This window comes from Phenylobacterium sp., from assembly GCF_030646615.1.
In the GTDB taxonomy this organism is placed as follows: domain Bacteria; phylum Pseudomonadota; class Alphaproteobacteria; order Caulobacterales; family Caulobacteraceae; genus Phenylobacterium.
Genome location: NZ_JAUSLG010000025.1, coordinates 21,073 through 44,556 on the forward strand (window position 1 = coordinate 21,073; position 23,484 = coordinate 44,556).

General features: G+C 69.5%; 22 protein-coding genes. 9 read left to right on the top strand and 13 right to left on the bottom strand.

What is annotated here, in order from left to right:
* The first annotated feature begins 63 nt into the window (after nt 1-63).
* Both Q7S93_RS04305 and Q7S93_RS04310 read left to right on the top strand, forming a co-directional pair.
* On the top strand, nt 64-1,215 hold the full coding sequence (locus Q7S93_RS04305; protein ID WP_304712447.1) for an epoxide hydrolase family protein: 1,152 nt from the start codon (nt 64-66) through the stop codon (nt 1,213-1,215).
* Nucleotides 1,212-2,225, top strand: a complete 1,014-nt coding sequence (locus Q7S93_RS04310) for a threonine aldolase family protein (protein ID WP_304712448.1) — start codon at nt 1,212-1,214, stop codon at nt 2,223-2,225. Before Q7S93_RS04305 ends, Q7S93_RS04310 begins: the two co-directional genes overlap by 4 nt.
* On the opposite strand, the gene Q7S93_RS04315 is transcribed toward Q7S93_RS04310, so the two are convergent.
* The 6 genes from Q7S93_RS04315 to Q7S93_RS04340 all read right to left on the bottom strand — a co-directional run bounded on the left by Q7S93_RS04315 (nt 2,222) and on the right by Q7S93_RS04340 (nt 9,500).
* Nucleotides 2,222-3,907: a LuxR C-terminal-related transcriptional regulator gene (locus Q7S93_RS04315; protein WP_304712450.1), complete on the bottom strand. Its 1,686-nt coding sequence runs from the start codon at nt 3,905-3,907 to the stop codon at nt 2,222-2,224. The two genes, Q7S93_RS04310 and Q7S93_RS04315, sit on opposite strands and share 4 nt — an antisense overlap.
* 82 nt (nt 3,908-3,989) lie before the next feature.
* Entirely contained in the window at nt 3,990-4,985 is a 996-nt protein-coding gene (locus Q7S93_RS04320; protein ID WP_304712452.1) for an NAD(P)H-dependent flavin oxidoreductase, read from the bottom strand.
* 115 nt (nt 4,986-5,100) lie between these two features.
* Nucleotides 5,101-6,060 (bottom strand): acetyl-CoA carboxylase carboxyltransferase subunit alpha, encoded by a 960-nt coding sequence (locus tag Q7S93_RS04325; RefSeq protein ID WP_304712454.1) that lies wholly within the window; start codon nt 6,058-6,060, stop codon nt 5,101-5,103.
* A 117-nt stretch (nt 6,061-6,177) separates the two neighbouring features.
* Nucleotides 6,178-7,224 (bottom strand): mechanosensitive ion channel family protein, encoded by a 1,047-nt coding sequence (locus Q7S93_RS04330; protein ID WP_304712455.1) that lies wholly within the window; start codon nt 7,222-7,224, stop codon nt 6,178-6,180.
* Nucleotides 7,225-8,145 carry a tyrosine recombinase gene (locus Q7S93_RS04335; RefSeq protein ID WP_304712456.1) on the bottom strand — a complete coding sequence of 307 codons (921 nt, stop codon included), beginning with the start codon at nt 8,143-8,145 and terminating at the stop codon, nt 7,225-7,227.
* Nucleotides 8,142-9,500 (bottom strand): hypothetical protein, encoded by a 1,359-nt coding sequence (locus Q7S93_RS04340; RefSeq protein WP_304712457.1) that lies wholly within the window; start codon nt 9,498-9,500, stop codon nt 8,142-8,144. Before Q7S93_RS04340 ends, Q7S93_RS04335 begins: the two co-directional genes overlap by 4 nt.
* Nucleotides 9,501-9,615: 115 nt before the next feature.
* Here Q7S93_RS04340 and Q7S93_RS04345 point away from each other — a divergent pair, with 115 nt between their 5' ends.
* Nucleotides 9,616-11,061 carry a coniferyl aldehyde dehydrogenase gene (locus Q7S93_RS04345; protein ID WP_304712458.1) on the top strand — a complete coding sequence of 482 codons (1,446 nt, stop codon included), beginning with the start codon at nt 9,616-9,618 and terminating at the stop codon, nt 11,059-11,061.
* A gap of 16 nt (nt 11,062-11,077) precedes the next feature.
* Here the strand turns inward: Q7S93_RS04345 and Q7S93_RS04350 are convergent, their stop codons facing one another.
* Nucleotides 11,078-12,100: a sensor histidine kinase gene (locus Q7S93_RS04350; RefSeq protein WP_304712460.1), complete on the bottom strand. Its 1,023-nt coding sequence runs from the start codon at nt 12,098-12,100 to the stop codon at nt 11,078-11,080.
* Between the two features lie 126 nt (nt 12,101-12,226).
* On the opposite strand from Q7S93_RS04350, the gene Q7S93_RS04355 reads away from it, so the two are divergent.
* The 4 genes from Q7S93_RS04355 (at nt 12,227) to Q7S93_RS04370 (ending at nt 15,817) form a co-directional block, all read left to right on the top strand.
* Nucleotides 12,227-12,775, top strand: coding sequence for a shikimate kinase (locus Q7S93_RS04355; protein WP_304712462.1), 549 nt, complete (start codon nt 12,227-12,229; stop codon nt 12,773-12,775).
* Nucleotides 12,772-13,899, top strand: a complete 1,128-nt coding sequence (gene aroB / locus Q7S93_RS04360; RefSeq protein ID WP_304712464.1) for a 3-dehydroquinate synthase — start codon at nt 12,772-12,774, stop codon at nt 13,897-13,899. Before Q7S93_RS04355 ends, aroB begins: the two co-directional genes overlap by 4 nt.
* On the top strand, nt 13,896-15,185 hold the full coding sequence (locus Q7S93_RS04365; RefSeq protein ID WP_304712466.1) for an HlyC/CorC family transporter: 1,290 nt from the start codon (nt 13,896-13,898) through the stop codon (nt 15,183-15,185). Before aroB ends, Q7S93_RS04365 begins: the two co-directional genes overlap by 4 nt.
* A 257-nt stretch (nt 15,186-15,442) precedes the next feature.
* A complete protein-coding gene (locus tag Q7S93_RS04370; protein WP_304712467.1) occupies nt 15,443-15,817 on the top strand; it encodes a response regulator in 375 nt (124 codons plus the stop codon).
* A 19-nt stretch (nt 15,818-15,836) separates the two neighbouring features.
* On the opposite strand, the gene Q7S93_RS04375 is transcribed toward Q7S93_RS04370, so the two are convergent.
* The 4 genes from Q7S93_RS04375 to Q7S93_RS04390 all read right to left on the bottom strand — a co-directional run bounded on the left by Q7S93_RS04375 (nt 15,837) and on the right by Q7S93_RS04390 (nt 19,875).
* Entirely contained in the window at nt 15,837-18,086 is a 2,250-nt protein-coding gene (locus Q7S93_RS04375) for a xanthine dehydrogenase family protein molybdopterin-binding subunit (protein ID WP_304712469.1), read from the bottom strand.
* Nucleotides 18,083-19,036 (bottom strand): FAD binding domain-containing protein, encoded by a 954-nt coding sequence (locus tag Q7S93_RS04380; RefSeq protein ID WP_304712471.1) that lies wholly within the window; start codon nt 19,034-19,036, stop codon nt 18,083-18,085. Before Q7S93_RS04380 ends, Q7S93_RS04375 begins: the two co-directional genes overlap by 4 nt.
* Entirely contained in the window at nt 19,033-19,536 is a 504-nt protein-coding gene (locus Q7S93_RS04385) for a 2Fe-2S iron-sulfur cluster-binding protein (protein WP_304712472.1), read from the bottom strand. The genes Q7S93_RS04380 and Q7S93_RS04385 overlap by 4 nt, the downstream gene beginning before the upstream one ends.
* 66 nt (nt 19,537-19,602) lie before the next feature.
* Nucleotides 19,603-19,875 carry a BolA family protein gene (locus Q7S93_RS04390; protein ID WP_304712473.1) on the bottom strand — a complete coding sequence of 91 codons (273 nt, stop codon included), beginning with the start codon at nt 19,873-19,875 and terminating at the stop codon, nt 19,603-19,605.
* 53 nt (nt 19,876-19,928) lie between these two features.
* Between Q7S93_RS04390 and Q7S93_RS04395 the strand changes: the two genes are divergently transcribed.
* A complete protein-coding gene (locus tag Q7S93_RS04395; protein ID WP_304712475.1) occupies nt 19,929-20,588 on the top strand; it encodes a J domain-containing protein in 660 nt (219 codons plus the stop codon).
* Between the two features lie 18 nt (nt 20,589-20,606).
* Nucleotides 20,607-21,872: a class A beta-lactamase gene (gene bla, locus Q7S93_RS04400; RefSeq protein WP_304712476.1), complete on the top strand. Its 1,266-nt coding sequence runs from the start codon at nt 20,607-20,609 to the stop codon at nt 21,870-21,872.
* Here bla and Q7S93_RS04405 read toward each other — a convergent pair.
* Together Q7S93_RS04405 and Q7S93_RS04410 are read right to left on the bottom strand one after the other, a co-directional pair.
* A complete protein-coding gene (locus Q7S93_RS04405; protein WP_304712478.1) occupies nt 21,829-22,935 on the bottom strand; it encodes a mechanosensitive ion channel family protein in 1,107 nt (368 codons plus the stop codon). The two genes, bla and Q7S93_RS04405, sit on opposite strands and share 44 nt — an antisense overlap.
* A 139-nt stretch (nt 22,936-23,074) precedes the next feature.
* Nucleotides 23,075-23,458, bottom strand: coding sequence for a hypothetical protein (locus Q7S93_RS04410; protein ID WP_304712480.1), 384 nt, complete (start codon nt 23,456-23,458; stop codon nt 23,075-23,077).
* Between the last annotated feature and the right edge of the window lie 26 nt (nt 23,459-23,484).

Consider the following 23,484-nt stretch of genomic DNA (forward strand, 5'->3'; position numbering starts at 1 on the left):
CCTTGACGCGCCCCGGGTCAAGCCAGGCACCTTCGGGCAAACAGAAGCTGGAGGGAGCGCGCCATGAGCCAGGTGAAACCGTTCGAGGTTCGGTGGGATGAGGGCGAGGTCGCCGCCGTGCTGGACAAGGTCTCCGCCTATGCGTGGCCGCCGATCCCGCAGGTCCCCGACGGCTGGGCCTATGGCTGCGACGGCGCCTGGCTGAAGGGCCTCTGCGACCACTGGACGAGCGCCTATGACTGGCGCGCCGCCGTGGCCGAGCTCAACCGCTTCCCGCAGTTCACCGCCCGGGTCGAGGATTTCGACCTGCATTTCGTCCATGTGGTGGGCGAGGCTAAGGGTCAGCGCCCGCTGCTGATGTCCCACGGCTGGCCAGGCTCGCACTACGAGTTCTGGGGTGTGATCGAGAAGCTGGCCTTCCCCTCGCGGTTCGGCGGCGATCCGGCTGACGCCTTCGACCTGGTCATTCCCTCCCTGCCCGGCTTCGGATTCTCGTCCAAGCCCTCGCGCCCCATAGGCCAGCGCAGCACGGCGCGGCTGTTCAACACCCTGATGACGCAGGTGCTCGGCTATCAGACCTATCTGGCCCAGGGGGGCGACTGGGGGTCCATGATCACCTCGTGGCTGGGGCTCGATCACGCCGCCCACGCCCGCGCCATCCACCTGAACATGATGGCCTTCCGCGCGCCCGGCGGCCCCCAGACGCCGGAAGAGACCGCCTGGATGACCCGGCAGGCCGGCATGATGGACGTCATGGGCGCCTATTTCCGCCTGCAGGCCTCCAAGCCCCAGTCCCTGGCCTGGCTGGGCGCCTCGAACCCGGTGGGCCAGGCCGCCTGGATCGCCGAGCGGTTCCACGACTGGTCGGACCTGCGGAGCAAGGCCTTCGACGCGGTCTATTCCAAGGACCAGTTGCTCACCAACATCATGCTCTATGTGATGACCGACAGCTTTACGACCGGAGCCTGGTACTATCGCGGCATGCTGGAGGAAGGCGGGATCGCCCTGCAGCCGGGCCAGCGGTGCGAGACGCCGACCGCCTTCGCCAACTTCCCCGGCGAAGCCCTCTACCCCGCTCCGCCCCGGTCCTTCGCCGACCGCGGCTACAATATCGTCCGCTGGACCGACATGCCGAGCGGTGGCCATTTCGCCGCCATGGAGGAGCCCGATCTCTTCGTGGACGATGTGAGGGCCTGGGCTAGAACGGCGGGATGAACCCCCGCTACGACTTCGCCTCCGACAACACCGCCCCGGCCGCGCCGGAGGCCATGGCCGCCCTGACGGCCGCCAATTCCGGCTTCGCCGCCAGCTATGGGGCGGACGGGACCACCGCCCGGGCCGCCGATCTGATCCGGGAGATGCTGGACGCCGACGCCGAGGTCCGCTTCGTCACCTCGGGCACGGCGGCCAATTCCATCTGCCTGGCGGCGCTGGCCCGGCCCTTCGAAGGCGTCCTGGCCCATCGGAACTCCCACGTGGCCACCGACGAGACCGGCGCGCCGGGCTTCTTCGGCCACGGCCTGGCGATCCAGGGGCTGGACGGCGCCTCGGGCCGCATCGACCCGCAAGCCCTGCACGCCGCCCTCGCTCGCCCCGAGAGCGCCCACGCCCAGCCGCCAGCGGCCCTGTCCCTGACCCAAGCCACGGAATACGGCACGGTCTATTCGGTGGAGACCCTGTCAGCGTTGGCCGGGCCGGCGCGCGAGCGCGGCCTTGGCGTGCATCTGGACGGCGCCCGTCTCGCCAACGCCGCAGCCGCCGGCTTCGACCTCAAGGCGATTGCGGGCCTCGGCGTCGATTTGCTGGTGATCGGCGGGACCAAGGCGGGCATGACGCCGGCCGAGGCCATCGTCATCTTCCGCAAGGACCTCGTCCCCCGCTTCGACGCGCGCCTGAAGCAGTCGGGGCAGTTGCCGTCCAAGGGCCGCTTCTACGCCGCCCCCTTCGTCGGCATGCTGGAGAGCGGCGCCTTCATAAGCCGCGCCGCCCACGCCAACGCCATGGCCGCCCGCCTGGCCGAGCTCATGCCCCTGCCCCTGCGCCATCCCGTGGAGGCCAACGCCGTCTTCGTGGAGATGGATGAGCCAACCCTGAAGCGTCTGCAGGCCAGAGGCTGGTTCGTCTATCGCTTCATCGACGGTTCCGTGCGGTTCATGTGTTCCTGGGCCACGACGATCGAGGCCATCGAGACGCTGATCGCAGCGCTCACGGACGTTCTGCCCTAACCGACCTCGTCGGCCGCCAGCCAGGCCAGGATGTCGGGCCAGTGCTTGTGGGCCAGATAGTGTCCCACGCCTTGGACCACGCGGACCTCAGCGCAGGGGCGGCCCAGCCAGGCCAGCATGCGCTCGGGCGAGCCCCCGGGGTCGTCGGCGCCATACCAGACGCTGACCGACGCACTCAGCCGCGGCAGGTCGAGGCGGGGCGTGTTGGCGCAGAGCACCAGCTCGCGAGCCGCCCCCTTGGAGCCGCGGCTCAAGGCCTCGCTCATATAGTCGTAGATGTAGGTCGTCACGTCGGGGTGGCTGCGCAGATAGGCGCCGTCGCTGGGCGCCGAGGCGGCCGTGCGCACCATGGTCTCCACCTGCCTGAGCGAGAGCCTGCGGCGCAGCAGGGCGTAGAGCGGTCCGACCGCCCAGGCCGACCGCGCCATGCGCCGGCGCAACAGAATGATGGGATGGCTTCGGTCGCCCTCGGTTTCCGGCTCGGCGCCGGTGGGCCGAGCCGAGGCCAGCAGAAGACGCCCGGCCCGCGGCCCCAGGGCGTTGGCATAGGCCAGGGCGAAGGCCGCCCCGTTCATGAAGGCCGCGATCCGCACCCGGTCCAGACCGAGGGCGTCGGTGAGACCGACGAGATCCTCGGCGATGGCGGCGAAGCTGGGCTCCTGGCGGGGATCGGAGCGGCCAGTGCCCGGGCGCTCGGCGCAAATGATATACAGGCCAAGGTCGCGGGCGAGCTGGTCGGTCCCCCGGGGCAGCAGGCTCGACCCCAGGCCCTGGTGAACCATCATGCAGGCGCGGCCGGCGGAATCCCCATAGGCGCGATAGGCCAGGGCGCGGCCATCGGGCAGGCGGTGGGTCAGCACCGGCGGCGCCGAGGCCAGGGCGCCAGCCTCGGTGGCCGCGACGGTGGCGGGCGCGGCCGACTGCAGAGATGAGGACAGGGCGCTGAGCTGGGCCAGCGCCCGAACCAGCTCGCTCTGGCGGTTGAGGCCCATCTTCTCGAACACCGCCCGCAGCTGGTTGCGTACGGTGTTGAGGGAGACGTTCAGGTCCTCGGCCGATTCCTTCAGAGTCAGGCCGTCCTTGAGCCGCGCCGCCAGCCGGGTCTCGGCCGGCGTCAGGCCGAAACTCTCCCGGATGGTGCGCCAGAGGTGGTCGGTGGTCTCCACGGCCGGGAAGATCAGGGCCGCCGAGGCGCGATCGGCGCCGGGAATGTCGATGATCATCTGCGCCGGCGTCGCCGACAGGGGCGCCATATAGGCGAAGTGCGGGTCGTCGTCCTCGGCCTGGACGAACTTGACGATCACCTGGCTGGCGCGGGAGTCGGCCAGCCGCGCCCGGGCGTGGGCCAAGGCCTCGTGGTTGGACGGGTTGAAGAAGCGCAGCCCCCGGCTTTCGACCACCCCCAGACGGTCGCGGAACACCGCCTCGCCCGCACTGTTCCAGCCGACGACGCCGCCGGCCGGCGACAACAGGATCACCCCAAGGTCCGGCTTGCCCCCCGATGGGGCGTCGTCCTCCAGGCCACGGAGATTGGCCAGGGCCGCATCGGCCTCGGGGCCAGCCTGGGGGGCGGCGCCCACGGCGGCGATGATCTCCTCCCATCGCTCCGGCCGCGCAGCGACGGCGTAGATGGTCTCGATCAGCTGAGCGGCGTCAGCTTTCGGCGCGACGGAAGGGGACAAGGGCGATCATACTATGGCTGGGGCCGCCCAGATTACACGGGTCGGCATCTTGACCAAGCTTGCTGATGATCGCCCCCAAAAGTCAGGCCAGCGCAGGCGCCCGGTGGCCCAGCATCCGCGAGAGCCGCGCGTCGATGATCTCTTCAGCCTCACGGACGATCCGGCTGACCAACTCCTGGCAGGTGGGGATGTCGTGGATCAGGCCCTGGATCATGCCGGCCGACCAGATGCCGTGCTCGGGATCGCCGGTCTCATAGACCACCCGGCCGCGGGTCCCGGCCACCAGTTCGCGCACGTCCTCGAACTTGGCGCCGGAGCGCTCCAGCTCGACCACCTGCCGACTGATGTCGTTGCGCGCCACCCGGCTGGTGTTGTGCATGGTGCGGAAGATGAGGTCGGTGGCCCGTTCGTCGTTCTCGACGATCTGGCGCTTCACGTTCTCATGGATCGGGCTTTCCACCGTGCACATGAAGCGGGTGCCCATGTTGATGCCCTCGGCGCCGAGGGCGAGGGCGGCGGCCAGGCCGCGCCCGTCGCCGAAGCCGCCCGAGGCGATCATCGGGATCTTCACCTTGTCGGCGGCGGCCGGGATCAGGATCAGGCCGGGAATGTCGTCCTCGCCCGGATGGCCGGCGCATTCGAAGCCGTCGATGGAGATGGCGTCCACCCCCATCCGCTCGGCCGACAGAGCGTGGCGGACGGCGGTGCACTTATGGATCACCAGGATGCCGTGCTTCTTGAATTCTTCGACATGCTCGGCGGGCTTGTTGCCGGCGGTCTCGACGATCTTGATGCCTGCGTCGATGATCGCCTGGCGGTATTCCGCATAGGGCGGCGGGTTGATGGCCGGCAGGATGGTCAGGTTCACGCCGAAGGGCTTGTCGGTCATGGACCGGCAGCGCTCGATCTCCTTGACCAGGTCCTTGGGCGTGGGTTGGGTCAGCGCGGTGATGAAGCCCAGGCCGCCGGCATTGGCGACGGCGGCCACCAGCTCGGCGCGGCCGACCCACTGCATGCCGCCCTGCACGACCGGATGCTCGACGCCGAACATCTCGGTGAAACGGGTCTTCAAGGCCATCACGTCCTCCCAAACAATTGTTTGAGACACTCAAGCCGCTGAACGCCGTTCAGGCAAGCCGCGCTGTGCAAGCCTTCGAAATCGGCCCGCGGAAGGGCCTGGGTCGGCCCGCCCGTCAGAGGCCGGAGCGGCCGATGGCGTAGAACCGCTCGGCGCGGGCGGCCCGCAGCTGGTCGGGGGACAGGCCTTGCAGGGCGTCCAGCTCCTCCTCCAGCACGTCGCCCAGGATCTGCAGCATGGCCGCAGGGTCGGAATGGGCGCCGCCGGGGGGCTCGGGCACGATGCGGTCGACGATCTTGCGCTTCAGCAGGTCATGGGCGGTGATCTTCATCGCCTTGGCCGCTTCTTCGGCGGTGCGCGAGCCGCGCCAGAGGATGGAGTTGGCCCCCTCCGGCGAGATCACCGAATAGACGGCGTGCTCCAGGATCAGCACCCGGTTGCCCGCCGCAATGGCGATGGCCCCGCCGGACATGCCTTCGCCGGTGATGAGGCAGACCATGGGCACGCTGAGGGTCAGACACCGCTGCGTCGACCGCGCGATCGCCTCGGCCACGCCGCGCTCCTCACTGCCCACGCCAGGATAGGCGCCCGCCGAATCGATGATGCTGATGACCGGCATGTTGAAGTTCTCGGCCATGTCCATCAGACGGATGGCCTTGCGATAGCCTTCGGGGCGCGCGGAGCCGAAATTGTGCTTCACGCGGCTGGCGGTGTCGTGGCCCTTTTCGTGGCCCATGATCACCACCGGCCGGCCGCGGAACCGGCCGACGCCCCCCAGCAGGGCCTGGTCGTCGGCATACTTGCGGTCGCCGCGCAGCTCGACGAAGGCCTCGATCAGGCCTTCGGCATAGTTGACGAAGTGCGGTCGCTCGGGGTGACGAGCCACCTGCATCTTCTGCCAGGGATCGAGATTGGCGTAGGCCTTAACGCGAAACTCCGCCGCCCGCGCCCGCAGGGCGGCGATCTCGGCGTCCATGGCGCCGCCTTCCGCCGTCTCGGAGAGGCGCTGGAGTTCCTCGATCTTGGCTTCGAGCTCGGCGATGGGGCGCTCAAACTCGAGATAATGGGCTGCCATCGAGGTGTCTTGTCCTTGGCTGTGCGCGAAGCGCGGGAAGTTAGGCGGGAACCCGCACGGTCACAAGGGCGCCCTCGTCCCAGGGGAAATGGGGGTCGTGGCCAAGCGTTCCTTTTGTCAGGGCGGACCCGCCACATCCGGCGACGCGGTTTCTGGTCCCGCCTCCGGGTCGGGCTCGGGATCAGGCTCGGGCAACGGCCGCGAGACATCCTCGGCGGCGTCATTGACCGAGGCCGGCGGGGGCTCGACCGGCGCCGCAGCGTGCGGCATCTTCAGGCCCAGGGATTCCAAGGCGCCCTCGCCCTCGTGGCCGAAGAAGCTACGGATGCGCAGGTCCTGCTGCGGATAGGGGATTTCGATATTGGCCGCCCGCAGGGCGTCGTCGATGGCCCAGGTATAGGCCGCCAGCATGCCGTTCGGCCGCTTGGCCGCATTGAGATCGGGCCAGACCAGCAGCTCAAAGTTCAGCGCCGAATCGCCGAAGCCCACCAGCCAGACCTGCGACTTGTGCACGTCGCTCTCAGGCAGGGTGAAGGGCAGGGCCCGGGCGGCGGCCAGGACGGCGTCGCGCACCTTGTCCTTGTCCGCCCCATAGGCCACCGAGAAGGGGATGTGAATCCTGCGGGTCGCCCCGTGCAGGGTCCAGTTCACCAGGGTCCCCTCGATCAGATGCGAGTTGGGGACAATGATGTCGATATTGTCGTTGTTGCGGAGCCTTGTCGCCCGAGGTCCGATCTCCTGAACCTGTCCGCGCTGGCCGCTCTCCAGCTCCACATAGTCGCCGATATTCACGACCCGGTCGAAGATCAGCACCAGACCGGAGACGAACTCCTTCACCACCCCTTGCAGGCCAAGACCCACCCCCACGCCGACGGCGCCGGCGAAGATCGCCAGGGACGAAAAGTCGAGGCCGACGGTGGAAAGCCCCGCCACCAGGCCGATGATGACCACCCCATAGGTGACCAGCTTCTCGACGATATAGAGGGCCGCGCCGCCGTAGCGGGCTCGGGCGCGAAGCCGCCGGAGACCCTGGGCGGCGGCCCAGGCCACGCCGAAGGCCACGACCACCACCAGGGCGCCGGCGATGATGCCGCCCAGGGTCACCGGGGTGCGGCCGATGGTGAAGAGGATGAACTCTTCAAGGCCTGCGAGGTCGTCCTGCATTCAGCGCTTACGCCCCAGTGGATGTTTCGTTTCCACCACCTCGCGCAGATGGTCGCTGGCGAGGTGGGTGTAGATCTGAGTGGTGGCGCTGTCGGCGTGGCCCAGCAGGGTCTGGACGACCCGCAGGTCGGCGCCGCCCTCCAGCAGGTGGGTGGCGAAGGCGTGGCGCAGGACGTGGGGGCTGACCCGCGCCGGATCGACGCCGGCCTCCCGGGCGGCCTCGTCCAGCAGCTGCGCCAGCCGCCGCGGCGTCAGCCGCCCCCCCTGGCCGCGGGAGGGAAACAGCCAGGGATTGGCGGCGTCGCCCTTGGGCAGGAAGGTTTTGCGGACCTCGAGATAGGCCTTCACCGCCGTGCGCGCGGCGTCATTCAAGGGGGCGAGCCGCTCCTTCCCGCCCTTGCCCTTGACGATCAGATAGGCCGGGTCGCGGGCCAGAACCGCCAGGGGCAGGGCCGTCAGCTCCGACACCCGGAGGCCCGAGGCGTAGAGCAGCTCCACCATGCAGGCCAGGCGCAGGCCCTGGGCGCCGTCCCTGGCCGCGGCGGCGGCGATCAGGGCGTCCACCTCGGCCCGGCTGAGCACCCTGGGCAGCGGGCGGCCCTTGCGCGGCGCGTCCACCCGGCGGGACGGGTCGTCGGCCCGCCAGCCCTCCCCCAAGACGAAACGATAGAACTGCCGCACGCTGGCCCGGCGACGCGCGGCCGTCGCCGGGGCCAGGCCCCGGGCGCCGAGCTCGGCGAAATAGGCCTCGATGTCCTCGGCCGCCGCCTCGGCGAGGCTGGTCCCCTGCCCCGCCAGAAAGCCCTGGGCGTCGCTCAGGTCCTTGCCATAGGCCGTCAGGGTGTTGCGCGCCGCCGCCCGCTCCACGGCCATCATCTCAAGGAAAGCCTCGACCCAGCCCTCGGCGGTTTGTGCGCTCATCGCAGGGCCAGCAGGCCTTCCACCGCAAAGGCCCGCGCATGGTCGGCCAGGCCTGCGGCGCTGAGGGCGGCGATGATGCGCGCCCGGTCGGCGGGGGCAGGTCCGGTCGCGCCGGCCTCGGCGCTGGTCCACAGGGCCAGCAGGGCGGTCTCGCCCTGAAGGGCGCTGCGGGCCGCCTGCTCCATGGCGAAGATCCGGGCCGGGGGCGCCTTGGGCGCGGCGATGGCGAAGGCCGCGAATTCCCCGCGGGCCTGGGGATCGAACGGCGTGCCCAGGGCGCTCAGCAGCAGGGCCGCATCCTGGGCGCGACGGCGATCGCGGGCCTCGCCGATCCCGCCCCGCTCCACCAGCCGGTCCAGGGTCGGCCGGTCATGACGGCCGGCCGCCGCGGCGATCAGGGCGTCCAACAGGGCGAGATCGAGCACCTCGGCCTGGGGGATCTCGTCCTGGATCAGGGTGGCCCGCACATTTTCGGCGAGCGCCAGATCGCCCTGGGCCAGGACGGCGACGGCGGCGGCCACCGGCCCCTCGGTGGCGATCACCGGCCAGCGGGCGGTCTGCGGCGGAGCCTCGCCGGCCAGGGCCGCGGCGATGGGGGCGGCGATGGGGGCGGCGGGCTCGGCCTCCGAGAGATCGAGGCCCAGATTGCGCGACAGGGCATAGTCCAGGCTGTTGCGCAGGGACGGCGCGCCGGGATCGCCGGAGCCCGCCAGCCGAGCCCCCAGAAGGCGGCCAAACACCGCGTCGCGCTCGACGTTCTGGGCCAGGTCCAGGGTCAGCTGGGCGGCAGGCGCGCCGGCCAGGGCCTGGCAATAGGCCCGCAGCCGCAGCCAGTAGATCTGGTCGCGATCGACGCTGAGGGCCTGGGCGGCCTCACAGGCGGCCGCATCGTCGCCGGCCAGAAGGGCCGCATCGGCGGCCGCCCGCGACAGCCCCTCGTGACGCTCGACGCCGCCCGAACGCGCCAGAATGCTGCGGGCGGCGGCGATCTCGCCCAGCACGATCAGCGTGCGGGCCCGGGCCGCAGCCATGCCCAGCTCCTCGCCGGCGCCCCGCGGTCCTCGCGCGCCTGTCGCCAGGACCGCCCGGGCCAGGGCCGAGGCCGCCGGGCTCAGAGGTCGCTCGGCCAGCAGGGGGATCACCGTCCTGGCGGTGGCGGCCGAAGCGTCCTGCCAGAGGTCGGGGCCAAGCCCCGTGTCGCGCCCGGCGGCCGAGAACAGGTCCGGCGCCTGCAGGGTGGTGACTGTCACCGTCTCACCCGAAACCTCCGCGGGCGTCTGGGCCAAGGCTGCAGACGGAAGGACCAGGGCGCAGGCGGTCAGGGCGGCGAGAATCCGGGGGCGGGCGATGTGCATGGGACCACCTTAGGCCAGCCACAGCGGGCGTCATGCCCCTTGCGGAGAATTTCGGATGACAGCCCCGGCGTAAACCGAGCTTCACTGGTTTCGAGGATCACCAGGAGAGCCGCCGATGACCGCATCCGCCGAACCGACCCATGAGGACATGCAGCGCGTCCTCGCCCGCCAGAAGGCCGCCCAGCTGGCCGAAGGCCCGCCCTCGGCCGAGCTCCGCGCCGCGCGGCTGGACCGCTGCATCGACCTGCTGGTCGATCATGCCGAGGCCATCGCCGAGGCGATCAATGACGATTTCGGCTCCCGCTCCAAGGCGGTCACCGGCCTGACGGACGTCGCCGCCTCCATCGGCCCGCTGAAGCACGCCAAGGCCAATCTGCGGAAGTGGATGGCGCCGGAGAAGCGCAAGACGACGCCGGCGATCCTCGGCCTGTTCGGCGCCAAGGCGCAACTGCAGTTCCAGCCCAAGGGCGTGGTGGGCGTGATCAGCCCCTGGAACTTCCCGGTCAACCTGACCTTCGGGCCCCTGGCTGGCGTCCTGGCGGCGGGCAACCGGGCGATGATCAAGCCTTCGGAGTTCACCCCGAAGACCTCTGAGCTGATGAAGACCATGTTCGCCAAGGCCTTCAGCGAGGACGAGATCGCCGTCTTCACCGGCGGACCGGAGGTGGGCCGGGCGTTCTCCAGCCTGGCCTTCGACCACCTGATCTATACCGGCGGCACGGCGGTGGCCCGCCACGTCATGCGGGCGGCGGCCGACAACCTGGTTCCCCTGACCCTGGAGCTTGGCGGCAAGAGCCCCGTCATCCTGTCGGAGGGCGCCGACATGGGCCTGGCCGCCGCCCGCATCATGGCCGGAAAGACCCTCCACGCCGGGCAGATCTGCCTGGCGCCCGACTACGTCCTGGCCCCCGAAGGCCAGGTCGGCGCCTTCGTCGAAGAGGCCCGCGGCGCGGTGGCCCGCATGTTCCCGACCCTGAAGGACAATCCCGACTACACCGCCATCATCGCCCAGAACCACTATGATCGGATCACCGGCTATATCGAGGATGCCCGGGCCAAGGGCGCAGAGGTGGTCGAGCTCAATCCCGCCGGCGAGGACTTCAGCCAACAGCCCTTCCGCAAGATCCCACCGACCCTGATCCTCAACCCCACCGACGACATGGCCGTCATGCAGGAGGAGATCTTCGGCCCCGTCCTTCCGGTGAAGACCTATCGCGGGACGAAGGCCGCCATCGACTATGTGAACAGCCATGAGCGGCCCCTGGCGCTCTACTGGTTCGGGACCGACGAGGCCGAAAAAGACCGGGTGCTCACCCAGACCACATCAGGTGGGGCGACGGTCAACGACGTGATCTTCCATGTGGCCCAGGAGGACCTGCCCTTTGGCGGGGTCGGCCCCTCGGGCATGGGCTCCTATCACGGCCATGACGGCTTCAAGGAGTTCAGCCACCGCAAGTCAGTCTACAGCCAGCTGAAGAAGGACATCGGCCCCCTGCAGCGGATGCGGCCGCCGTACGGGCCAGCCATCGCCGGCTATCTGAAGGGCGCCGTCAAACGCTGACGCCTAGACTTTGAGTTTAGAGCCTGGCTCGACCGTGCTGCGCAGCGCCGAGGTCCAAGATCGAGAAACTGTCTTCCGTCGCCAGGGGGATGTGGATGACGCACCGCACGCCCTCGGCGGAAAAGTCGATGTGGGTGCGGCCATCCCCATCCTGCCCGAAACTCCGGGCGATCAGGCGCATGCCGAAACCATCCTGGCCCTGGGGCGGCGCGATCGGAATCGGACCACCCCGCTCGGCCCACAGAAGCGTCATCCGCCGGCCGCCCGCGCCGTCATGGGCGAGGTTCCAGCTCAGGCTCACCCGGCCCTCGGGAACCGACAGGGCGCCGTGCTTGATGGCGTTGGTGGTCAGTTCGTGCAGCACCAGGGACAGGGGCACCGCCTGTTGCGGACTGAGCAACACCCGCGGCCCGTCCACCTCGAAGCGGTCATCCTCGGCCTGAACATGGGGGGCGAGCGCCCGCTCCACGATCGTGTGCAGGTCGGCGCCGGCCCAGTTGTCATCGACCAGGACGTTATGGGCCTCCGCCAGGGCGATCAGGCGGTCGGTCAGGGCCCGGCGGGTGCGCAGGGCGACGCCTTCGGCGCGCAGGGTCTGCTCGATGATCGACTGGACGGTGACCAGGGTGTTCTTGATCCGGTGGTTGAGTTCATTGAGCAGCAGGACCCGCTGGTCCTCCGCCAGCTTGGCGGCGGTTTCGTCACGCAGGACCTTGATCAGCTCGGGGCGGTCGCCCAGGCGCATGGTCACCCCGTTGGCCCAGAAGCGGCGGCCGTCCTTGCGGCGATGCCAGCGGGTGTCCTCGGCGCGGCCCAGGCTCAGGGCCCGATGGAGTTCGGCCTGGGGCACCCCAGCGGCGATATCGGAGTCCAGGAACAATTCCTCGAAGCTACGCCCCACCACCTCATCCGCCGGAAAGCCGAAGACATGCTCGGCGCCCGGCGACCAGGCGATGACCCGCCCCTCCGGCGTGAGGGTGAGGACGGCATAGTCGCGGGCGTTGTCGAGGATCAGATAGGCCAGGTCGGGATCGATCACGGCGCTCACCCGGTTTGTTGAGTTGAGCACAGCAACGTTCGAACGCGGGAAAGGTGTCGGCGTCGGCGTCTGGCTTCGCGTCGCGGTTGGCGCGGACCGGGCGGCTCGTGTAAAGCCTTGCATTTCATGGATCGCTACGCCCCCCTCCGCACCCGCACCATCGCCCTCGTCGGCCTGATGGGAGTCGGCAAGTCCAGCGTGGGCCGCCGGCTCGCCAACGCCCTTGAGCTGCCCTTCCGGGACGCTGACGCCGAGGTCGAGGCCGCAGCCGGCCGCTCGATCAAGGAAATCTTCGCCGAGCTGGGCGAGGCGGCCTTCCGCGATGGCGAACGCCGGGTCATCCAGCGCCTGCTGGAAGAGCCCCCGCACGTTCTGGCCACCGGCGGCGGGGCCTTCATGAACGACGACACCCGCGCTTTGCTGACGTCCCAGGCCCTGGTGGTCTGGCTGAAGGCCGATCTCGACCTGCTGGCCCGGCGCGTCGGACGCAAGGACACCCGGCCCTTGCTGCAGGATTCCGATCCCCTGACCGTGCTCAAGAGCCAGGCCGAGATCCGCTATCCGTTCTATGCGCAGGCCCATGTGACCGTGGAGACCGGCGACACCGCCCACCACGTCACGGTGGGCCAGGTGATCGAGGGACTGACCCGCTATCTGGAGGGCGACAAGGCATGAGCGCGGCGGTGAATGTCGGCCTGGGCGACCGAGCCTACGAGGTCATGATCGGTCCCGGCCTCGTGGCCGGCGCCGGCGCCCACATCGCGCCTCTGCTCAAGCGTGGCCGGGTGGCGGTGATCAGCGACGAGACGGTCTGGCGCCTGCATGGGGCGCGGCTGACGCAAGGCCTGGCGCAGGCCGGCGTGGCGGCGAGCCCCATCCTGGTTCCGCCGGGCGAAGGCTCCAAGAGCTTCGAGATGCTGGCGAGGGTCAGCGACGACCTGCTGTCCCTCGAGCTCGACCGGGGCGACCTGATCGTGGCGTTCGGCGGCGGCGTCGTGGGCGACCTCGCCGGCTTCGCCGCGGCCATCTACAAGCGCGGCGTCGACTTTGTTCAGATCCCCACCACCCTGCTGGCCCAGGTGGACTCCTCGGTGGGCGGCAAGACCGCCATCGACACCCCCCGGGGCAAGAACCTGATCGGCGCCTTCCACCAGCCCCGGCTGGTCCTGGCTGACCTCGACGTCCTGGCCACCCTGCCCGTCCGCGAGATGGGCGCCGGCTATGCCGAGATCATCAAGTACGGCCTGCTGGGCGACTTCGCCTTCTTCGAATGGCTGGAGACCGCCGGTCCCAAGGTGATCGACCGCGACGCCGCAGCCCTGGACCGGGCCGTGCGCCGCTCGGTGGAGATGAAGGCCGAGATCGTCGCCCAGGACGAGCGCGAGGCCGGCCGCCGCGCCCTGCTCAACCTCGGCCACACCTTCGGCCACGCCCTGGAGTCGGAGACCGGTTACGGCGACGCCCTGCTGCACGGCGAAGCGGTGGCCATCGGCATGGCCATGGCCTTCCGGTTCTCCGCACGACAGGGTCTGTGCGCCGGCCAGGACGCCGAGCGCGCCCAGGCGGCGATCGCCGCGGTGGGCCTGCCGGTGCGGCTGGACCAGTTGGCTGGCCACCCGTTCGACGCCGCTCGCCTGCTGGCCCATATGGGCCAGGACAAGAAGGCCGAGGGCGGGCGGCTGACCTTCATCCTCGCCCGGCGCCTGGGGGAGGCCTTCGTGGCCCGCGACGTCGATCCCGCGGCCATCCATGAGTTCCTGATTGCGGAGGGCGCCGGTTCAGCCGGCGCGGCGGCATGATCACAGCGATCCTCGTCGGCCTGGCGCCGGCCATCGTCATCCTGCTGTTCTTCTCGGCGGTGATCTCGGCCACCGAGACCTCGATGACGGCGGCCAGCCGCAGCCGGATGCACCGCCTGGAGCGGGATGGCGACAAGGCCGCCGCCCGGGTCAACAAGCTGATCGGCAACCAGGAGAAGATGATCGGGGCGATTCTCCTCTCCAACAACGCCATCAATATCGGCGCCTCGGCGCTGGCCACCACCGTGCTGACCGCCGCCATCCCCGGGGCGACGGGACCGCTGATCGCCACGGTGGTGATGACCGCCCTGGTGGTTATCTTCGCCGAAATCCTGCCCAAGACCCTGGCCATCGCCCAGCCCGACCGGGCCGCCCGGCTGCTGTCGATCCCGGCCACCTGGGTGGTGAAGATCTTCGGCCCGCTGGCCAATGGCGCCCAGTGGGTCGTGCGCCTGACCCTGCGCCCCTTCGGCATCCGACTGGACATGGCCACCGACGTCCTGGCCGCCCACGAGGAGATCCGCGGCGCGGTGGACTATCACCATTCCGAGGGGCTGGTGGAGAACCGCGACCGCCTGATGCTGGGCGGGGTGCTGGACCTGGCGGACATGGATGTGGGCCAGGTGATGGTCCACCGGAAATCGATCTCCATGATCGATATCAGCATGCCGGTGCGCGAGTTCGTGGCCGCGGTGCTGGGCAGCGCCCACACCCGCATGCCGGTCTATCGGGACGAGCCGGAGAACATCGTTGGCATCCTGCATGCCAAGGACCTGCTGCGGGCCATGGCCGAGACCGACGGCCGGATCGACAGCCTGGACATCGCCAGCTTCCTGCGCGAGCCCTGGTTCATCCCCGACACGACCAACCTCAAGGACCAGCTCAACGCCTTCCTCAAGCGCCACACCCACTTCGCCCTGGTGGTGGACGAGTATGGCGGCCTGAAGGGCCTGATCACGCTCGAGGACATCCTCGAGGAGATCGTGGGCGAGATCGAGGACGAGTACGATGTGGCCGTGCCGGGCGTGCGGCCCCAGCCGGACGGCTCGGTCAATGTGGACGGCTCGGTGCCCATCCGTGACCTGAACCGCGCCATGGACTGGGAATTGCCCGATGAGGACGCCGTGACGGTGGCGGGCCTGGTGATCCACGAGGCCCAGACCATCCCGCGGGTGGGCCAGACCTTCATCTTCCATCGGCACCGCTTCCAGATCGTCCGGCGCGAGCGCAACCAGATCACCGCCCTGCGGGTCTCGCCACCGATCGAAGCGCCGGTGGAGGACTAGACTGCAAGTCTTTGGCGCGGTTCGTCCGATAACCGGTTTCCAATTACCAGAACCCGGCCAGGCGCGGGGCGGGAACCCAAGCGCGGCTATAGCGTTTTCTGCGACCGGGCCGGAGGAAGACGTCTGAGCATGAGTATCGCCAGAGCCAGGGCGCAAGCCAGCAAGATCCCTGCGGCGCTGTCGCCTCGCGCCCTTTGCATTTCTCCAAGCTATGCTGCAACACTTGCCGGCCGCGCTGGCCTCCTGGAGCCTCGTCTATGACCGACCTCGCCAAGCTCGCTGGCCTTCGGGTTCTCGTCGTCGAAGACGAGATGATGGTTTCGATGCTGATCGAAGACATGCTCAGCGATCTCGGCTGCAAGGTGATCGGGCCGGCCTCGCGGCTGGAGGAAGCCATCGCTCTGGTGGGATCGAGCGAGCTGGATTGCGCCGTGCTCGACGTGAACCTGGGCGGACAGCCGATCTTCCCCCTCGCCGATATCCTGCGGGAAAAGGGCGCGCCCTTCGCCTTCGCCACCGGCTATGGCGATGCCGGCCTGCGCGACGTCGACAAGGGCACGCCGGTTCTGCAGAAGCCCTTCCGCGAGAGCGACCTGGCCCGCATCCTGGGCGAACTCCACGCCCGCGTCTGAGCCGAAACGCCCCGCCGCTTCAGGGCAGGGCGGCCAGGACCTTTTCCGGCGTTAGGGGATATTGCCGGATCCGCGCGCCGCAGGCGTTGTAGACCGCATTGGCGATAGCCGCGCCTGCGCCCGCAATGCCGAGTTCGCCCACCCCCTTGATCCCCATGGGATTGGCCTTGTCGTCCACCTCGTCGAGGAACATGGCCGAGAGATCGGCGATGTCGGCATGGGCGGGCACGTGATAGCCGGCCAGATCCTGGGCGATGAACGAGCCGTAGCGGGGATCGACCGCGTTGTACTCGTGCAGGGCCGTGCCGACGCCCCAGATCATGCCGCCGGTGATCTGGCTCATGGCGGTCTTGGCGTTCAGGATTCGGCCGGCGGCGAACACCCCGAACATGCGGCGCAGGCGCACCTCGCCGGTGTCGGGATCGACGCCCACCTCAGCGAAATGGGCGCCATAGGTGTGCTGGGAATAGTCGCGGGCGTCGGCGGCCGGCGTGATGGAGCCCTCCACATAGATCCCGTCCGGCGCGGCGCGCGCCACCAGGCGATCCAGCGGCTCGGCGCGGTTGTCGACGGCGATATGGCCGCCGCCGAAGGTCACCAGCTCCGGATCATCGCCATACAGCGGCGAGTTGGGATCGCCGGTGGCGAGTTCGGCCAGGGCCGTGCGCAGGTTCATGCCGGCGGCGAAGGCCGCAGAGCCCGCCGTGGCCGCGCCGAACTGGCCGCCGGAGCCCGGGGCCGGCGGGAAGTCTGAATCCCCCAGCTCCACCTTCACCTGGGCCAGGGGCACGCCGAGCGTCTCGGCGGTGATCTGGGCGAGGATCGTATAGGTGCCGGTGCCGATGTCGGTCATGCCCTGGCGCAGGGTGATGGTCCCGTCGGCGTCGATCCGCACGCCCGCCTTGGCCGGCAGCAGGAAGTTGCCGCGGATGGCCGCGGCCATGCCCAGGCCCACCAGCCAGCGGCCGTCGCGGACCTGACCGGGCTTCGGGTGGCGGCGGTCCCAGCCGAACCGCTGGGCGCCTTCGGTCATGCAGCGGACCAGCTGGCGGGTGCTGAAGGGCTTGCCGGTTTCGGGATCGGTTTCCGGTTCGTTGCGCAGGCGCAGCTCGATGGGGTCGAGGCCGAGTTGCTCGGCCAACTCGTCCATGGCGCATTCCAGGCTGAGCATGCCCGAGGCCTCGCCGGGCGCCCGCATGGGGCCAGCCGCAGGGATGTCGAGCTTGACCAGGCGGTGGCCGGTCAGCCGGTTAGGCGCCGCATAGAGGCTGCGGGCGAAATTGGCCGCATGTTCCGTGAACGGCGTTTCGCGGCGGCAGTGAGTCACCGCCTCCAGGGCGAAGGCGTCGAGGCGGCCGTCGGCCTGGGCGCCCAGGCGAACCCGCATGTGTACGGCCGGGCGATGGATGGTGGCCTGGAACATCTGCTGACGGGTGTAGGCGACCTTGACCGGCTGGCCGAGTTCGCGGGCCGCCAGGGCCGCCAGCGTCAGGTCGTCATAGGCCTGGCCCTTGCCGCCGAAACCGCCGCCGATATAGCGGGTCACCAGGCGGACCTGGGTCGAGGGGATCATCAGGGTCTCGGCCAGGGTGTGCTGGCCGCCCTTCACCATCTGGATCGAGGTGTGAACCGTGACGTTGTCGCCATCCCACCAGGCCGTGGTGGCGCAGGGCTCCATCTGGGCGTGGTTCTGCAGCGGGCTGACATAGGTCTCGTCCAGGCGGACGGGGGCGCCCGCAAAGGCGGCCTCGAAGTCGCCGACCCGGACGTCTTCTTCGCCCTCGGGCTGGTCGGCCGCATCGAGGTTGTCCTCGAAGATCAGGTCGGCGGGCTCGGCGGCGTAGTCGAAGCGCACCAGGGCCGCGGCGGCCTTGGCGTTCTCCAGGGTGTCGGCGACGACGAAGCCCACATGCTGGCCGAAATGCTCGATCCGCTCGGCCAGGGCCGGATTGGAGCCCCGCTGGCTGCGGGGATTGATCTTCGCCCCGCGTTCGCCCTGGGCCGGGACATTGTGCGGGGTCCAGACCAGCAGGACTCCAGGGGCCACCCGGGCCTCGGAGATATCGGCCAGGGTGACCGTACCCTTGGCGATCGGCGAGGCGATCAGCACCCCATAGGCCGGCGGCGAAGGCGCCTCGACCTCATAGGCGAAGGGGGCTGACCCGGTCACTTTCAGCCGGCCTTCGTAGCGATCGACGCCCTTGCCGATCAGGCCGCCGCGGTTCTCGCTGATGGGGGTCGGCGCCGCCCAATCCTTGACCGAGCTCATTGGCCGTCTCCTGCGCCGGTGGTGGTGAGGCAGGCGGCGCCCAGGCGCGCCATCAGCTTCAGCTTGTAGTCGTTGTGACCGTCAGGCCGTGCAGCCCTCAACTCAGCGTCCATGGCCTCGGCGGGGCTGGCCCCCTGCTCCAGGGCCAGCTCGGCGGCTTCGGCGCGCCAGGGCTTGTGGGCCACGGCGCCCAGGGCGACCCGGCCGCCGGCCACCGCCACGCTGCCGATGGCGAAGGCGTAGGAGGCTCGCTCGCGCGCCTTGCGATAGATCTGGCCGCCCGGCGGGGGCGGCGGCAGGACGACGGCGGTGATCATCTCGGCCGGACGCAGCTCGGTCTCGACATGGGGGGTGTCGCCCGGCAGGCGGTGGAAGCCCTCCAGGGCCAGCACCCGGGCCTCGCCGGCGCCGGACTGCGTCTCGACCTTGGCGTCCAGGGCGGTCAGGGCCACGGCCATGTCCGAGGGATGGGTGGCGATACAGGCGTCGCTGGCCCCGAAGATGGCGGTGTTGCTGGAGATGCCGCCGATGGCGGCGCAGCCGGCGCCCGGCGCGCGCTTATTGCAGGGCTTGGAGGTGTCGTAGAAATAGGGGCAGCGGGTGCGCTGCAGCAGGTTGCCGGCGGTGGTCGCCTTGTTGCGCAGCTGGCCCGACGCCCCCGACAGGATGGCTTGGGCCAGCGCCGGATAGCGGGCGCGGACGCGCGCGTCGGCGGCCACCTGGCTGTTGGTGGTCATGGCGCCCAGGCGCAGGCCGCCTTCTGGGGTGTCCTCGATCTCGGCCAGGGGCAGGCGGCTGACATCGACCAGGTGGGTCGGCTGCTCGATCCGCAGCTTCATCAGATCAACGAGGTTGGTGCCGCCGGCCAGGAAGCGGGCGCCGGGGATTTCGGCCACCAGGGCCAGCGCCGTGGCCACATCGCCGGGGCGCTCATAGGTGAAGGCCTTCATGCCAGGCCTCCGGCGGTGCGAATGGCCGCCAGGATTTGCGGATAGGCCGAGCAGCGGCAGAGATTGCCGCTCATGCGCTCGCGGATTTCTTCGTCGGTCAGAACGATATCGGCGGTGAGATCTTCCGTCGCCAGGCTCGCCCAGCCGTCGGCCGCCTCCTTCAGCATGCCGATGGTCGAGCAGATCTGGCCCGGCGTGCAGTAGCCGCACTGGAAGGCGTCCTGCGCCAGGAAGGCCGCCTGGACCGGATGCAGGGTCTCGTCCTGCGCCAGCCCCTCGATGGTGGTGATCTCGTCCCCCTCATGGGTGACCGCCAGCGACAGGCAGGCGTTGATCCGCCGCCCATTGACCAGGACCGTGCAGGCCCCGCACTGGCCGTGGTCGCACCCCTTCTTGGAGCCCTTGAGGTCGAGTCGTTCGCGCAGGGCGTCGAGCAGGGTCGTGCGCGGATCAAGGTCCAGGCTGGCGGCCTGGCCATTGAGCGTGAAACTGGTCTTCAACGGGCGTCTCCCCAAACGCCGGGCGGAAAATGACGCCCGAACAGACTTCTATGTTTTTGAACGCGCTCAGGCCTCGCCGGGCGCCAGGGCCTTGAGCGACAAGGCATGGACCGGGCCGGCCATCTCCTCGGCCAGCGCCCGGTAGATCATGCGTTGCCGAGCGACCTTGGGCGCTCCGGCGAAGGCCTCGGCCTCGATCAGAACGTTGAAATGGCTCTCTCCGCCAGGCCGGGCGCCGGCATGGCCGGCATGGCGCGAAGACTCATCCTCGATCACCAAGCGGGTCGGCGAAAAGGCCTCGGTCAGTTTTTGTTGGATGGCATCGAATATGGCGCCCATTGCTCACATCTTCAATTCTTCAAAAGTGCGGGCCGTGGCCCCATACTTGGGGCATGCCCGGCGCGTTTCAATACAGGCCCAAGTTCGTCGATATCCGCGTTCGCCCCCCAAAGCCCGGGGAAGCGGAGCAGGCCGACGACGTTTTCGCTCTCAAGCCCGGTGAACGCCGTTGCGATCACCCCGGCTGCTCCATGCCCGCGGCGGCCCGGGCGCCGAAGTCCCGGGACATGATGAACGAGCACTACTGGTTCTGCCAACCGCACGCGGCGGAATACAATCGCAACTGGAACTTCTTCGCCGGCATGAGCGAAGGGGAGATCAAGGCGCGCCAGGAACAGGAACAGACCACCGGCGGCCGGCCGACCTGGGACTTCAAGGCCAGCCGCAACTCCCGGGAATCGGCGACGTTCGCCAACAACTTCGCCCGCGGCAAAGGCGGCTACCAGGACCCGTTCAACATGTTCGGCCACGGGGGCGCCCACGGGCCGGGCCCGCAGGCGGCGCCGGCCAGACGGCTGGGCAAGATCGAGCGTAACGCCCTGGCCGACCTCGACCTTGACGACAACGCCGAGGGACCGGCCATCCGCGCGCGCTACACCGAGCTGGTCAAGCGCTGCCACCCGGACGCCAATGGCGGCGACCGCTCGGCCGAGAACAAGCTGCAGCGGGTGATCAAGGCCTATCAGGCCCTGCGCAAGGCGGGCATGGTCTAGGGAGACACGAGGGGCGAGGTGCTACGCGGCGAACCCACCATCGCGGAGTCGAGGGCCGACCAGGACGCGGTGCGGCGGCGTCGGCCGCTGGCGCGACGTCGTCTCGCCGTGCGCCTGACAGCCGGCGCGCTGGGTGTGATGGCCCTGAGCGCCGGAGCCCTGGTCCCGCCCCCGGCCACCCCTGGCGCTGGAGAACAGGCCATGGCCACCTGGGCCGCCTTGCATTTCCCCACGCCGCCGCCCCAGGCCCCAGCGCAGCTCGCCCAGCAGATCACCGACCTCGGCGCCCGCTTCAATGGTCGGGCGGGCATCGCCGTTCGCGACCTGCAAGGGGGCTGGACCGCGACCCATGACGGCGACACCCTCTATCCGCAACAGAGCGTGAGCAAGCTGTGGGTGGCGATCAGCGTGCTGGACGCCGTCGACCAGGGCGCCATCACCCTGAACGACCCCGTCACCGTGCGGCGGGAGGACCTGTCCATCTTTCACCAGCCGATCCGCGACCATGTGGGGCGGCGGGGTTACGCGACCACGGTGGGCGCCCTGCTGGAGAGCGCGGCCACCCGCAGCGATAACGCCGCCAATGACGTCCTGATGCGGCTGGTGGGCGGGCCCGATCAGGTTCGCACGGTGATGACGCAGAAGGCGCTGGGCGCCATCAGCCTCGGGGATGAGGAGCGCTATTTCCAGACCCGCATCGCCGGCCTCGACTGGCGGCCGGAATTCTCCTTCGGGCGAAGCTTCTGGCAGGCGCGGGCGGCCATACCCCAGGAGATCCGCCGCCAGGCCCTGGAAGCCTATCTGCAGGACCCCGCCGATGGCGCGAGCCCCGAGGCCGTGGTGGCGGCCCTGGACCGCCTGCAGGCGGGGGACCTGCTGTCGCCGGAGTCCACCGCTCACCTCCTGGGCCTGATGGCCGCCAGCCAGACGGGGCCCATGCGCCTGGGCGGCGGCCTGAGCGAGGGCTGGCGTCTGGCCCACAAGACCGGCACCGGCCAGGTCATGGGGGCCCGGGCGACGGGCTATAACGATGTCGGCCTGCTGACCGCGCCGGATGGACGGGCCTATGCGGTGGCCGTCCTGATCGCCGACACGGAGGCCTCGATCCCCGAACGGCAGGCGCTGATGCAGGCGGTGACCCGGGCGGTCATCGAACAGCATCAGGTCTTGAGCCCCCTGCCCGCCGATGACGCCCCCTTCGCGCCGGGCGCCCTGGAGACCGCCAATGTCGGGGCCGACCTCAGCCTGAGATCGGGTTTCCCGGCGCCTTCGCCTCTGCCTTGACCATCGCCTCGAAGTCCAGCCGATCGCGGGGCAGCACGTGGGGCAGTTCGGTTTGCAGGAAGGCGATCATCTTTTCCCGCACCTCGCAGCGCAGGTCGAAGGTGGTCGGCGCATTGCGGGCGCTGACCAGGCAGCGCACCTGCATGGTGCGCTCCGACGCGTCGGTGACCGCCAGATTGACCACATTGCCGTCCCACAGGGGCGAGGCCTTGGCGATCTCCTCCAGCTTGGCGCGCAGGACGTCTATGGGCGCGGTGTAGTCCACATAGAGCATGGTCGTGCCGATCAGGGAGGCGGTCTCGCGCGTCCAGTTCTGGAACGGCTGCTGGATGAAATAGGTGAGCGGCAGGACCATGCGCCGCCAGTCCCAGAGCCGGACCACCACATAGGTCGAGGTGATCTCCTCGATCTGCCCCCACTCGTTCTCGACGATGACGGCGTCGTCGATGCGGATCGGCTGGGTGGTGGCGATCTGCACCCCGGCGATCAGGTTGGTCAGGAAGGGCTGCAGGGCGAGGCCGGCGATGATGCCCGCCGCCCCGGCCGAGGCGAGCAGGCTGATGCCGTACTGGCGAACCCCCGGGAAGGTCATGAGGGCCGCGCCCATGGTCAGGACGACGATCAGCGTCCCCGCCGTCCGGGTCAGGATCTTGGTCTGGGTGACATGCTTGCGCGCCAGGAGGTTGTCTTCGGCGTCAAGCTTCAGGCCCCGAACATAGAGCAGGCTCCAGATGTCGAGGGCGGTGAGCGCGCTCCAGCCCACCAAGGCGACGAACCCTAGGCCCAGCATGCGGCGCAGGGCTGCGACGCCGCCGTCCCCAAGCTGGGCGAAGCTGGCGGCGGCGGCGAGGCCAAGGATCAGGGCCGCCAGGCGGGTCGGCCTGCGGAGCTTGGCGACGAGGGTCGACCAGTAGACGTCCTTGCTGCGCAAGCTCCGGCGGATCATCCGCGCCACGAGTTCGTGCAGCAGGAGGCCGAGCGCGGCCCCCACCGCCAGGATGGCCAGGTTCACCAGCCAGAGCGGCGCCCATTCGGGCCGGTAGGAGAAGATCAGATCCGACATGGGTGGACTCTCAGGGCGCCTCGGGGGCCGGAACAAGGCTCCAACGCCGAAGGACGCCAAGAGATCGCCCGGCCAGCTCCCGATCGTGTCGGAAACCCGCAGGCGCCCGCCTGACAGGCGCCGGCGTCACGTCAGCGGTTCAAGGGGCGAAGCTGGACCGCGCCTTGATCCCCCAGTGGCCGCCCTCGCAGGTCACCACATAGATGGAGTCAAACCCGCCGATGATGCTGCCGTCTGTCCGATAGCGGGTGAAGCGGGTGTTGATATGCACCTTGTCCGGCCCCGAATGGATGATCTCGCGCTTCTCCCAGGCCGAGTGATCCCAGTCCTTGAGGGAGGCGTGGTCGAACGTCGCCTGCGTCTGGTCGCCCTTGTTGATGATCCGCATCGTGTTGGACGCCAGACGGATCGAGGGGAAGTTGAAGGTCTGTTCGAAGGCCTTCATGTCGCGGCCATTGAAGGCGGCCATGAAGGCGTCGAGGCAGGCCATGGCGGCGGCCTCGGAGTGTTCGTTGCGGCTCATCGGCTCCTCCCGTCGGCCTGTGATCG